Raw genomic sequence first — 13,221 nt, forward strand, 5'->3', positions numbered from 1 at the left:
TTCGCGCCGTTGTGCGTAGGTAAAACCCTAAGGTCAACAAAACGTCTGTTACGAGAAGTAAAACGGCGCATGCTAGGGTCAGCTTAGACGCGTTGTTAATAAAAGACCGCAGGTCAAAGGGCAGGAGTGGTTGATGGGTCACGCGAGTAGTCAGGCAGCAGGTGCCGAGCAGTCAAACGCCAAGCCGATTGGCATGCTGGTGGCAGCGGTCGGGGTGGTTTACGGCGATATCGGGACCAGCCCGCTGTACACCCTCAAAGAGGTGTTCAACGGCGGTTATGGGGTTCAGGTCAACCATGATGGCGTGCTGGGGATCCTGGCGCTGATCTTCTGGTCGCTGATCTGGGTGGTCTCGATCAAGTACATGCTGTTCGTGCTGCGCGCCGACAACCAGGGCGAGGGCGGCATCATGGCCCTTACGGCTCTGGCACGGCGGGCGGCGGGGGAGCGCAAGAAGCTGCGCAGCTTCCTGGTGGTGTGCGGCTTGTGTGGCGCGGCGCTGTTCTATGGCGACAGCATGATTACCCCAGCCATTTCCGTATTGTCCGCCGTTGAAGGCCTGGAACTGGCGTTCGACGGCCTGGAGAAATGGGTCGTGCCCATCGCCCTGGTGGTGCTGGTGGCGCTGTTCCTGATCCAGAAGCACGGCACCGATCACATCGGCAAGTTGTTCGGGCCGGTGATGGTGACCTGGTTCCTGGTGCTGGGTGGCCTCGGTGTGTATGGCATCACCCTGCACCCTGAAGTGCTCAGTGCGCTGAACCCGATATGGGCCGTGCGCTTCTTCGAGGCTCACCCCGGCATTGGCGTGGCCATCCTTGGCGCGGTGGTGCTGGCACTGACCGGCGCCGAGGCGCTGTATGCCGACATGGGCCACTTCGGGCGCAAACCCATCGCCCGGGCCTGGTTCATGCTGGTGCTGCCGGCGCTGGTGCTCAATTACTTCGGCCAGGGTGCGATGCTGCTGGGCGATCCGGAAGCCGCGCGCAACCCGTTCTACCTGCTGGCCCCGAGCTGGGCACTGATCCCGCTGGTGGTGTTGTCCACCCTGGCCACGGTGATCGCGTCCCAGGCGGTGATTTCCGGTGCGTTCTCGTTGACGCGCCAGGCGATCCAGTTGGGTTACATCCCGCGTATGCATATCCAGCACACCTCCAGCGCCGAACAGGGCCAGATCTACATCGGCGCGGTGAACTGGTCGTTGATGGTCGGCGTGATCCTGCTGGTGCTCGGCTTCGAATCTTCCAACGCACTGGCATCGGCCTACGGCGTGGCGGTGACCGGCACCATGCTGATGACCACCATCCTGGTGTCGGCGGTGATGCTGCTGCTGTGGAAATGGCCACCGATCCTGGCCGTGCCGGTGTTGGTGTGCTGCCTGCTGGTCGACGGGCTGTACTTTGCCGCCAACGTGCCGAAGATCATCCAGGGCGGTGCCTTCCCGGTGCTGGCGGGGATTGTGCTGTTCGTGCTGATGACCACCTGGAAGCGCGGCAAGCAATTGCTGGTGGAGCGCCTAGACGAAGGCGGCCTGCCGCTGCCGATCTTTATCGGCAGTATCCGCGTGCAACCACCCCATCGCGTGCAGGGTACCGCCGTGTTCCTCACGGCGCGTCCGGACGCCGTGCCCCACGCGCTGTTGCACAACCTGCTGCATAACCAGGTGTTGCATGAGCAAGTGGTGCTGCTGACGGTGGTCTACGAGGATATTCCCCGCGTACCGGCCACACGGCGTTTCGAGGTGGATTCCTATGGCGAAGGCTTCTTCCGCGTGATCCTGCACTTTGGTTTCACCGATGAGCCGGACGTGCCCGAAGCGCTGAAGTTGTGTCACCTGGATGGCCTGGACTTCAGCCCGATGCGCACCACCTACTTCCTCAGCCGCGAAACGGTGATCGCTTCGCGAATCAAGGGCATGGCCCGCTGGCGCGAAGCGTTGTTCGCTTTTATGTTGAAGAACGCCAACGGCAACCTGCGCTTCTTCAAACTGCCGGTAAACCGCGTGATCGAGCTGGGCACCCAGGTCGAAATGTAAGCGGCAGCCAACCGGGGGCCGGCAATCGGCTCCCGCTTTTCCTTCTGAACCCTGTGCAATCCAGCGTTGTCGACTAGGCTCTAAGCACCGTTTGAATAGTGCCCACAGAACCCAGAAGAGGTGCGCCATGAGTCAGCTGCTCGAACCCTATACCCTGCGTCAATTGACCCTGCTCAACCGCATCGCGGTCTCACCGATGTGCCAATACTCAAGCGATGACGGCCTGGCCAATGACTGGCACCTGGTGCACCTTGGCAGCCGCGCCGTCGGTGGCGCCGGGCTGATTTTCACCGAAGCCACCGCCGTGACCGCCGATGGCCGCATCACCGCCCAGGACCTGGGTCTCTGGAACGATGCCCAGATCGAACCGCTGCAACGCATTACGCGCTTCATTGCCGCCCAGGGCGCGGTGGCCGGCATTCAACTGGCTCACGCCGGGCGCAAGGCCAGCACCCATCGGCCGTGGATCGGCAAGCATGGCAGCGTCAAGCCGGAGGACGGCGGCTGGGTGCCGGTGGGGCCGTCACCGATTGCCTTCGACCCTCAGCACACCCAACCCAGGCAGTTGGACGAAGGGCAGATCCAGCAAGTGATCGCCGATTTCGTCGCCGCTGCCAAACGCGCGCTGACCGCCGGTTTTGAAGTGGTGGAAATCCACGCCGCCCATGGTTACCTGCTGCATCAATTCCTGTCACCGATCAGCAACCAACGTCAGGACCAGTACGGTGGCTCGTTCGAAAACCGCATCCGCCTGGTGCTGCAAGTGACCAGGGCCGTGCGTGAGAGCTGGCCCCAGGAGCTGCCGCTGTTTGTGCGGGTGTCGGCCACCGACTGGGTGGAAGACGGCTGGAACCCGGATGAAACCGTGGAACTGGCGCGTCGCCTGAAAGACCTGGGCGTGGACCTGATCGACGTTTCGTCAGGCGGTACCGCCGCCAACGCCGAGATCCCCACTGGCCCCGGCTACCAGACCCGCTTCGCCGAACGCGTGCGCAAGGAGTCGGGCATCGCCACCGGCACCGTGGGCATGATCACCGAGCCGGCCCAGGCCGAGCACATCCTGCGCACCTGTCAGGCCGATATTATCTTCCTTGCCCGTGAGCTGTTGCGCGACCCGTACTGGCCGTTGCACGCCGATGATGACCTGGGCGGGCGCAAGGCGATCTGGCCGGCGCAGTACCAGCGTGCTACCCATCGTGACCAACCCATCCACGAGTCGGATTTGAGAGATTGAGCCCTGACACGCTCCGCCGAAACCCACCCTGACCCGGTGGGTTTTTTTACAGTCATAGCGTGGGATAGCGCTGTAGGTATTCGTTACCGATGTAATTATTTAAGTGATTACTCTAAAAAAATCGCACGCTTGGCGAGATCGTTTCTACGCTTAGGGTAAGCCTGATTTCTGGCCCAGGGAGTCAGTCGGTTTTCCCACGCAGGCATTGCGCTTCACGGGAAGGGGTTATGGGCACCAGGAGTATTTGTTGGATAACAGGAGAAGCAGTCCATGGCCAAGTCCTATGGTGTGGCGGGTGCGGTAGCGTCTTTTCTGACCCGCAGGGTGTCATTGCGGGGGCGAAGGTTGAGCTCGGATGAAATGGAGTTGCTGGCGCAGTATCGAGCGCTGACCGAGAACGATCAGGTGGCGATGCGCTATTTGATTGGGGCAATGAAGAGTGTGTCGCGGTTCTGAACCGAAGAGGGGGCGTTCCCACGCAAGCGTGGGAACGCGGTGCATCAGGTGTACTTGCGCTGGTCCGGCGCCGGCGGGAAGTATTGGTACAGCCAGGTTTCGCTCAAAGTGCGGTCATGGGTGCGAATGAACAGGCGCAGCTCAACTGGCTCCACGCTGTCGCTGGTCGGGTACCAGTCGAACAGGATGCGGTAGCCCTTGATGTTATCCAGCACCAGCACGCTGAAGTCCTTCACCTGGCCATGGGAACAGGTCACCACCGGCTCGATCCCGGTGCCTGGCGGCAGGCGATCCAGGCCGCCGCCCTTGAAGTCCACGGCAAAGCGACGCGCCCAGACTTGCGGATAGTGCTCACCCGGTGCCCAGCCTTCGGTGAAGCCACCCATGCCCGAACGGGTTGCATCGACTTGCGCCAACGGTGTGCTCACCGGCGGCAGCGCGCTCCAGTACAGCTTGTAGCCGTAGTTGAGCGAGTCGCCGGCGGCCACGGGTGTTTTCGGCGTCCAGAAAGCCACGATGTTATCGAGGGTCTCGCCGGTGGTCGGGATTTCCAGCAGGTCGATCGAGCCTTCGCCCCAGGCGGTCGTCGGTTCGACCCATAGGCTCGGGCGCTTGCTGTACCAGTCCACGGTGTCCTGGTAACTGGCGAACTCATGGTCGGTCTGCACCAGGCCGAACCCCTTCGGGTCTTTGTCGGCAAATGCGTTGAATTGCAGCTTGGCCGGGTTGTTCAGCGGTCGGCAGATCCACTCGCCGTTGCCGCGCCACATCGCCAGGCGGTCCGAATCGTGGATCTGCGGGTGGATGGTGTCGCACATGCGGCGTTCGTGGGTGCCGCAACTGAACATGCTGGTCATCGGCGCGATGCCCAATTGTTCGATGGTGGTACGCGCATTGATATGGGCGTCGATGGCCATCACCACCTGGTTGGCCTGGCAGTCGATGTCGAAGCGGTACGCGCCGGTGGCGCTCGGCGAGTCGAGCAGTGCGTAGACTACGAAGCGGGTGGCGTTCTTGTCCGGGGTTTCGAACCAGAACTGCGTGAAGTCGGGGAACTCCTCGCGTTTTTTCGCGTAGGTGTCGATGGCCAGGCCACGGGCAGAAAGGCCGTACTGGCCGGTGGAATCCACCGCGCGGAAGTAGCTGGCACCGAGAAACGACAGCACGTCATGGCGATCCAGTTCCGGCGCCTTGAACAGCTTGAAGCCGGAGAAGCCCAGGTCGCCGGTCAGTTGCTTGGTGTCGACCGTGGTTTTTTCATAGTTGAACAGGGAGGGGCGGAAATGCACCTCACGGGCTTCACGGGTCTTGGGGTCGACGCTGTGCATGCGCACCGGTGTCTTGAAACCCATGCCGACGTGGAAGAATTGCACGTCCAGTTGGCCGTTCAATTCCTTCCACAGCGAATGGTTGCCGTCGTAGCCGATGGCATTGAAATTCTGCGGGGTCATGGTCGCCAGCGTGGGCGGCAGCACCTGTTTGGTGTCCTTGTAAGCGGTCCCGGCGAGTTGTTTGGCCTGGGCCTTGAGCGTGTCGAAGTCGAACGCCACGGCCTTGCCATCGGCAGCACGGTTCCCGGCCCAGGCCTGGGCGGCGAGCAGGCCGCTGGCCGACAAGCCGGTGTAAGCCGCAATGGCCATGGACGCTTTGAGCAAATTCCTGCGGTGCATAGAGACAACCTGTCGTGAGCAAATCCCGCGCCGTTCCTGGCACGTAGCGGATCAGAAATTACGGTTCGGACATGCCTTCGACCAAACGCAACGGACATTAAACAGACGCCGGATAGCTTAAGCGGTTCGATGACGTAGGAAAATTGATTGATAGCGTGGTGATGGCGTTGCAAATGCGACAAGACATTTCCGATTCTGTGGTCGAACACATTACTTAAGAAATATGAAGATCCAAATGTGGGAGGGGGCTTGCCCCCGATAGCGGTGTGCCAGTCACTGAATACTGCGCAGGTCCAACTCAATCGGGGGCAAGCCCCCTCCCACATTCAGACTGCATTTCAGGCGACTTCACCCACCGCCCGGTAAGCCTCATCAATCGCCGCGTGGGCATACGCACTCCACGCCGCATCCGAGTTGGCGATGCTCACATGCCCCACCGGCTTTTTCGCCAGCTGCATCCACGCTTCGGTTTCATCGGCTTGATCGAACAAGCTGTTGGAGAAGCTCGCATAACCGTGTGACCAGCGGTTGACAGTGATCGCCAGAATATCGGTCTCATGATTGAAACCGCCGGGCCCGAGCATGCGTTGCAACTGGTCACGCAACTGCGCTTCCAGTTGTTCGAACGTCTGCCCATACAACTTGCCACGCCCGGCGCGGGCCTGGTCGCGGGCGTTCATGCCGCTGTTGGGGCTGGTGGGCACGTAGACCATGTGCAAGCCGATCGGCTGCGTCGGGTCGCGCGGGTGGTCATAGCCGCCCATGCTCACCGGGTAGTCCAGTTTGATCCGGCTGTAGGGCTGGGTTGCCGCGTAAATCTCGTGAACGCCGAGCTTCTGGAATGACTGCCAATTGCGGATAACCACCTTGGTGTACACCAGCGGGTACTTCACGTTCTGGCTCAAGGCGTGAGCCTGCGGTGCCGGCAAATCCTTCAACAAATACGGAATCATCATGTTGTAGCAGGCCAGGATGCAGCGTTTTCCACGCACCTGTGCGAGTTGGCCGCCACGGCTGTAGCCGATATGCACACCGTCGCCGACGTTACGCACGCTGACCGCCGTACTGTTCAAGCGCAGCCGCACCGCCGCCTTGGGTTGGTCGAGCCTGGCGTAGTCGAATGCCGCCAGCACGATATCGTCCATGGTATGTCCCGGCGCCACGCCCGGGATCAGGCTGCGTACCAGCAACCGTGCCACCGACGCATTGCCGTCCGGGAAGTGATAGATGTAGGGCTCTTCCATTTCGGCTGCCGCTTCTTCGCTGATTGGCGCCAGGTTCATCCCTGCAAAACCTGGGAAACCCACGCTGTAGGCATCGGCCGACGCCACGGCATCAATGCTCAGCGCCATGAAGTCGTTGGTGCGGCTCTGGAAGTACTTCACCGCGCCTTCCGACAAACCGACGTTCTTGAGCAGGAAATCGCGGTAGCTGGTGGCTGCCAGGTAGTCGGCCTTTTCTTTGGCGGTCTTGCCCGGCAGGTAGTCCTTGGGCGCGGTGTGCAGCTCGATCAGGGCCTGACGGTCTGCCGCCGGCAACGGGAAGTCATTGATGAAATCGCGGATGGCCCGTGCGTTGAGTTGGTCGGGGGCGATGTCGTCGGCGACCATCGGCGTCGGGTCGCCGGTCACCAGTTTGTCTTCGCCGAAGTTCTCCTTGTCGAAAAACACCCCGCGCGACAGCCCGAGACCGGGGTAGAACCGGCGGTCGAAGGCGGTTTCGAAGCGCTTGATGTTCACGCCGAGCTTTTTCAGCAGCCCGTTCACTTCCTTGCTGTACAGGTGATTGGGCGACTGGAACGCCTCGCTGCCACCGTAGCCGATGATCATGCGGCCACCGGCCTGGAATTCATTGCGCTTGGCGTGGCCGCCGAAGTCGTCGTGGTTTTCCAGGATCAGGATCTTCGCCTTGGGGTGCTTCTCGCGATAGAACCACGCCGCCGACAGCCCACTCAAGCCACCGCCCACGACGACCAAGTCATAGTCTTCGGTGACCGGCAGCTTGTCGGTGTCGAACACCTTCTTTTCCCAGCCCATCTGGTGCGCCACTTCGAACGAGCCCGCATGGCTGCCGCGCAGGCCGGTAAGGGCGGGTGGGTAGTAACGGCCATCAGGGGCGGCTTGCAGGATTTGCAGTGGGGTCATGCCGGCGGCGAGGGTGACAGCGACGCCGTTGAGGAAGTCGCGGCGGGTGATATCCATGGGGGATCCTGAAAATTATTGTTATAGGTTCCCGGCATCCAGAGGGAATGCCGGGTTGAATCGTCAGTGCTTGAACATCACATGACGCACGGTGGTGTAGTCCTCCAGCCCGTACATGGACATGTCCTTGCCATAGCCAGACAGTTTCTGACCGCCGTGAGGCATTTCGCTGACCAGCATGAAGTGGGTGTTCACCCAGGTGCAGCCGTACTGCAGGCGTGCCGCCAGGCGGTGGGCACGTCCTACATCGGAGGTCCATACGGACGACGCCAGGCCGTAGTCCGAATCGTTGGCCCAGCCCAGCACCTGCGCTTCGTCGTTGAACTTGGTCACTGAGACCACCGGCCCGAATACTTCGCGGCGCACGATCTCGTCGTCCTGCTGTGCGTCGGCCAGCACGGTGGGTTCAAAGAAGAAACCATTGCCTTCCACCGCCTTGCCACCCGTGACCAGGCGAATGTGCGGTTGCGCCACGGCGCGTTCGACAAACCCGGCAACACGGTCGCGATGTTGCGCAGTAATCAATGGGCCCAACTCCGTGGCCGGGTCATCCTGCAATCCATACTTGATGCTGGCGACCGCCGCGCCGAGTTTTTCGACGAACTTGTCGTAGATCTGCGCCTGCGCGTAAATCCGGCAGGCCGCCGTGCAATCCTGGCCGGCGTTGTAGAAACCGAAGGTACGAATGCCTTCCACGGCGGCGTCGATGTCCGCATCGTTGAAGATGATCACTGGCGCCTTGCCACCCAACTCCATGTGCATGCGTTTCACGCTGTCGGCGGTGCTGGAGATGATGTTTGCGCCGGTGGCGATGGAGCCGGTCAGCGACACCATGCGCACTTTAGGGTGCGTCACCAGTGGGCTGCCCACGGTAGGCCCACGGCCGAACACCAGGTTGAGCACGCCGGCCGGGAAGATTTCAGCGGCCAGTTCGACCATGCGCAATGCGGTCAGCGGGGTTTGCTCCGACGGCTTGAGCACCACGGTATTACCGGCGGCGAGGGCCGGGGCGATTTTCCAGGCGACCATCATCAGCGGGTAGTTCCACGGCGCGATGGAGGCGATCACCCCCACCGGGTCGCGGCGGATCATCGACGTGTGGCCGGGCAGGTATTCACCGCCGGCCGAACCGCTCATGCAACGGCTGGCGCCGGCAAAGAAACGGAATACATCGGCAATCGCCGGGATTTCATCGTTGAGCGCGGCGCTGTAGGGCTTGCCGCAGTTGTCCGATTCCAGCTTGGCCAGCTCTTCGCCGTGGGCCTCGATCACGTCCGCCAGTTTCAGCAGCAGCAGCGAACGATCCTTGGGCGCGGTTTGCGACCAGCCTTCGAAGGCTGCATCGGCGGCGCGCACGGCGGCGTCGACCTGGGCTTCGCTGGCTTCCTTGATTTCTACCAGTACGCGGCCCAGAGCCGGGTTGAATACAGCCTGCGCCGGGCCTTCGCCTTCGACCAGTTGGCCGTTGATCAGCAGTTTGGTTTGCATAGCCATGTCCTCTTCAAACAATTATTTACCGCCACTCCCGGCCACGCTTTCACCGCCGCGGGTCAGGTAATAGGCACCGAGAATCGGGAACATCGTTACCAGCATCACTAGCATCGCCACCACGTTGGTCACCGGCACATCCCGCGGGCGGCTCAACTGGTTGAGCAGCCACAGCGGCAAGGTGCGCTCGTGGCCGGCGGTGAAGGTGGTGACGATGATTTCGTCGAACGACAATGCAAAGGCGAGCATGCCGCCGGCCAGCAGCGCCGAGCCCAGGTTGGGCATGATGATGTAGCGGAAGGTCTGCCAGCCGTCGGCGCCCAGGTCCATCGAGGCCTCGATCAGGCTGTGGGAGGTGCGGCGCAAGCGGGCGATGACGTTGTTGTAGACGATCACCACGCAAAAGGTCGCGTGGCCGACGATGATGGTGAACATCCCAGGCTCGATACCCAGCGTCTTGAACGTCGCCAGCAGTGCGATACCGGTGATGATCCCCGGCAGGGCAATCGGCAGGATCAACATCAGCGACACGCCTTGCTTGCCGAAGAACTCGCGGCGATACAGCGCCGCCGAGGCCAGCGTGCCGAGCACCATGGCGATCAGCGTGGCGATGGCTGCGATCTGCAGCGACAGCTTGATCGCCTCCAGTACGTCCGGCCGCGCGAACGCCACGCTGAACCACTTCAGGGTGAAGCCCTGGGGCGGAAAGCTGAACGCAGCTTCTTCGGTGTTGAAGGCATAAAGAAAGATGATCAGGATCGGGAAGTGCAGAAACACCAACCCGCCCCAGGCGGCGATCTTCAGGCCCAATGAGGATTTTTCAGAGTGCATCGAAGGCCCCCAGGCGTTTGACGATGGACAGGTAAACCGCGATCAGCACGATCGGCACCAGGGTGAACGCCGCTGCCATGGGCATGTTGCCGATGGCGCCTTGCTGCGCGTAGACCATGCCGCCGACGAAGTAGCCGGGCGGGCCGACCAGTTGCGGCACGATGAAATCGCCCAGGGTCAGCGAGAAGGTGAAGATGGAACCTGCGGCAATCCCTGGCACCGACAGCGGCAATATCACCTGCATGAAGGTCTGGCGCGGTTTGGCGCCCAGATCGGCGGAGGCTTGCAGCAAGGACGGCGGCAAACGCTCCAGGGACGCCTGGATCGGCAGGATCATGAACGGCAGCCAGATATAGACAAACACCATGAACCGTCCCAGATGCGAGGTGCTCAAGGTACTGCCGCCCACGCCGGGAACGCCCAGCACGAACTGCAACACAGGCTCCAGGCCCAAGTGCTGCACGAACCACTGCGCCACGCCGCCCTTGGCCAGCAGCAAGGTCCAGGCATAAGCCTTGACGATATAGCTGGCCCACATCGGCATCATCACCGCGATGTAGAAGAACGCCTTGGTCTTGCCCGTGGTGTAGCGCGCCATGTAGTAGGCGATGGGGAAGGCCACGATGGCACTGGCGATCGATACCACGATCGCCATGCTCAAGGTGCGCACAATGATGTCGAAGTTCGACGGCTGGAACAGCGCGGCGAAGTTGGCCAGGGTCAGGTCTGGCGTGACCGCCATGGTGAAGTCGTCGAAGGTATAGAAACCTTGCCACAGCAGGGTCAGCAACGAACCGAGGTAGATCGCGCCGAACCAGATCAGCGGCGGCACCAGCAGCATCGCCAGGTAGAGGTTGGGCTTGCGGTAGAGCAGGTTGGAAAACCTGCGCATCGGCGGGTGGGAAATAGCCAGGCTCATGTTACACCTCGCCTGCGCTGTCGGTCAGCGGGGTCATGGCTTCCCGCGCCCAACGGGCGGTGATGGACTGGCCGACCTGGTGGCCGCTGCTGATGTCCAGCCACTGGTTGTTGGCCTGGCTGATGTTCAGCGCCTGGCCGTTTTCCAGTTTCAGTTCATAGCGGGTGGCGCTGCCCTGGTACTGGATGTCGTGGAGCAGGCCGCTGATTTCCACTTCGCCGGCGCCCAGCGGGCCCTCGGCGAAGCGCACGTGTTCCGGGCGGATCGAGAAGGGTTGCGTGCTGCCGCTGAGGCGCTGCGCCAGCTCGCCGCGAATCACGTTGGAGGTGCCGACGAACTCGGCGACGAAGGCGGTGGCCGGTTTCATGTACAGGTTGCGCGGGGTGTCGACCTGCTCGATGCGACCTTTGTTGAAGACTGCGACGCGGTCGGACATCGACAGCGCTTCGGTCTGGTCGTGGGTCACGAAGATAAAGGTGATGCCCAGCTGGCGTTGCAGCTTTTTCAGTTCGCTCTGCATCTGCTCGCGCAGCTTGAGGTCGAGGGCGCCCAGGGGTTCATCCAGCAACAACACACGCGGGCGATTGACCAGGGCGCGGGCCAGGGCCACCCGTTGGCGTTGACCGCCGGAGAGCTGCACCGGCTTGCGCTCGCCGTAGCCGCCGAGGGCGACCATGGCCAGGGCTTCTTCGGCGCGGTTGAGGCGCTCGGTCTTGCCCACGCCCTTGACCTTGAGGCCGTAGGCGACGTTGTCGCGCACATTCATATGGGGGAACAGCGCGTAATCCTGGAACACGGTGTTCACGTCGCGCTGGTAGGGCGGTAAGCCGGCGGCTTCCTCGCCGTGGATACGGATCGAGCCTGCGCTCGGCTGCTCGAACCCGGCGATCAGGCGCAGGCAGGTGGTCTTGCCCGAGCCGGAAGGCCCGAGCATGGAAAAGAACTCGCCGTCCTGGATATCGATGGAAACCCGGTCAACGGCCTTCACTTCGCCGAACTGACGGGAAACGTGAGTGAATTGGACTGCAAGTGTCATGGTGCGGTGCTCCGAAAAGGCACGGGTCGTCGCAGCGGCCCGGCCTGGACTTCTGAAAAAACAAAACATCTGTGAATGCGGTCAATGTGGGAGGGGGCTTGCCCCCGAAAGCAGTGGATCAGTTACAGATGTGCTGGCTGACACACTGCACTCGGGGGCAAGCCCCCTCCCACAGGAGACCGATGGTGTCTAGCGGCCACCCATGATCGCGATGTAATCCTGGGTCCAGCGGCTGTAGGGCACGAACTTGCCGCCTTCCGCCTGCGGGGTTTTCCAGAAGGCAATCTTGTCGAACTGGTCGAAGCCGTTGGTCTTGCATCCTTCGGCGCCGAGCAATTCGCTTGCCTGGCACGCCGCCGGCACCGCCGGCAGCGAACCGAACCAGGCGGCCACATCGCCCTGGACCTTCGGTTGCAGCGACCAGTCCATCCATTTGTAGGCACAGTTCGGGTGCTTGGCTTCGGCATGCAGCATGGTGGTGTCGGCCCAGCCGGTGGCGCCTTCCTTCGGAATGGTCGAGGCAATCGGCTGCTTCTCGTTCTGCAGGCCGTTGACCTGATACGGCCAGGCGCTGGAGGCCACCACGCCTTCGTTCTTGAAGTCACTCATTTGCACGGTGGTGTCGTGCCAGTAGCGGTGGATCAGCGGTTGCTGGGCGCGCAGCAATTCAAGCACGGCCTTGTACTGTGTTTCGGTGAGTTCGTACGGGTTCTGGATGCCCAGTTCCGGCTTGGCCGACTTGAGGTACAGGGCCGCGTCGGCGATGTAGATCGGGCCGTCATACGCCTGCACGCGGCCTTTGTTCGGCTTGCCGTCCGGCAGGTTCTGCGCGTCGAACAGCACATTCCAGCTGGTGGGCGCGGTCTTGAATACGTTGGTGTTGTACATCAACACGTTTGGCCCCCACTGGTACGGGGTGCCGTAGGTTTGCTGGCCAACCACGTACCACGGCGCGTCTTTCAGGCGGGGGTCGATGTTCTTCCAGTTGGGGATCAGTGCGGTATTGATTGGCTGCACCCGTTTGCCGACGATCAGCCGCAGCGACGCATCGCCCGACGCGGTCACCAGGTCATAGCCACCCTTGGCCATCAGGCTGACCATTTCGTCAGAGGTAGCGGCGGTTTTCACGTTGACCTTGCAGCCGGTTTCCTTCTCGAAACCGCTGACCCAGTCGTAGGCCTTGTCGCTTTCGCCGCGTTCGATATAGCCGGGCCAGGCGACGATATCCAGTTGGCCTTCACCGGCACCCACCGCTTTGAGCGGTTCGGCGGCCTGCAGGCTGGCGCTGGCCAGCAGCGCGGTAGTCAAAGCACTGAGCAGTGCGGTCTTGTGCGCAGACATGGGGGTTCCC

General features: G+C 61.9%; 10 protein-coding genes. 3 read left to right on the forward strand and 7 right to left on the reverse strand.

Annotated elements, in window-relative coordinates; genetic code table 11:
* Positions 1–133 precede the first annotated feature (133 nt).
* The 3 genes from K5K89_RS06945 to K5K89_RS06955 all read left to right on the forward strand — a co-directional run bounded on the left by K5K89_RS06945 (position 134) and on the right by K5K89_RS06955 (position 3,725).
* The gene (locus tag K5K89_RS06945; RefSeq protein WP_071488750.1) at positions 134–2,035 is read left to right on the forward strand and encodes a potassium transporter Kup; all 1,902 of its coding nucleotides are present in this window, start codon (positions 134–136) and stop codon (positions 2,033–2,035) included.
* A 127-nt stretch (positions 2,036–2,162) separates the two neighbouring features.
* Positions 2,163–3,269, forward strand: a complete 1,107-nt coding sequence (locus K5K89_RS06950) for an NADH:flavin oxidoreductase/NADH oxidase (protein WP_222541089.1) — start codon at positions 2,163–2,165, stop codon at positions 3,267–3,269.
* Between the two features lie 270 nt (positions 3,270–3,539).
* The gene (locus tag K5K89_RS06955) at positions 3,540–3,725 is read left to right on the forward strand and encodes a hypothetical protein (protein WP_058423750.1); all 186 of its coding nucleotides are present in this window, start codon (positions 3,540–3,542) and stop codon (positions 3,723–3,725) included.
* 44 nt (positions 3,726–3,769) lie between these two features.
* Here the strand turns inward: K5K89_RS06955 and K5K89_RS06960 are convergent, their stop codons facing one another.
* The 7 genes from K5K89_RS06960 to ydcS form a co-directional block, all read right to left on the reverse strand.
* Entirely contained in the window at positions 3,770–5,395 is a 1,626-nt protein-coding gene (locus K5K89_RS06960; RefSeq protein ID WP_222541090.1) for a glucan biosynthesis protein D, read from the reverse strand.
* Between the two features lie 338 nt (positions 5,396–5,733).
* Positions 5,734–7,596: an NAD(P)-binding protein gene (locus K5K89_RS06965; RefSeq protein WP_092241087.1), complete on the reverse strand. Its 1,863-nt coding sequence runs from the start codon at positions 7,594–7,596 to the stop codon at positions 5,734–5,736.
* A 63-nt stretch (positions 7,597–7,659) separates the two neighbouring features.
* Positions 7,660–9,084, reverse strand: coding sequence for a gamma-aminobutyraldehyde dehydrogenase (locus tag K5K89_RS06970; protein ID WP_222541091.1), 1,425 nt, complete (start codon positions 9,082–9,084; stop codon positions 7,660–7,662).
* 21 nt (positions 9,085–9,105) lie between these two features.
* Positions 9,106–9,915, reverse strand: a complete 810-nt coding sequence (locus K5K89_RS06975) for an ABC transporter permease (RefSeq protein ID WP_025856826.1) — start codon at positions 9,913–9,915, stop codon at positions 9,106–9,108.
* The gene (locus K5K89_RS06980; RefSeq protein ID WP_092241091.1) at positions 9,905–10,834 is read right to left on the reverse strand and encodes an ABC transporter permease; all 930 of its coding nucleotides are present in this window, start codon (positions 10,832–10,834) and stop codon (positions 9,905–9,907) included. Before K5K89_RS06980 ends, K5K89_RS06975 begins: the two co-directional genes overlap by 11 nt.
* 1 nt (position 10,835) lies before the next feature.
* Positions 10,836–11,870, reverse strand: a complete 1,035-nt coding sequence (locus K5K89_RS06985) for an ABC transporter ATP-binding protein (protein ID WP_071488756.1) — start codon at positions 11,868–11,870, stop codon at positions 10,836–10,838.
* Positions 11,871–12,059: 189 nt separating this feature from the next.
* A complete protein-coding gene (gene ydcS, locus K5K89_RS06990; RefSeq protein WP_071488757.1) occupies positions 12,060–13,211 on the reverse strand; it encodes a putative ABC transporter substrate-binding protein YdcS in 1,152 nt (383 codons plus the stop codon).
* Positions 13,212–13,221: the final 10 nt, after the last annotated feature.

The sequence above is a fragment of the Pseudomonas sp. DR208 genome (assembly GCF_019823005.1).
Taxonomy (GTDB): domain Bacteria; phylum Pseudomonadota; class Gammaproteobacteria; order Pseudomonadales; family Pseudomonadaceae; genus Aquipseudomonas; species Aquipseudomonas extremorientalis.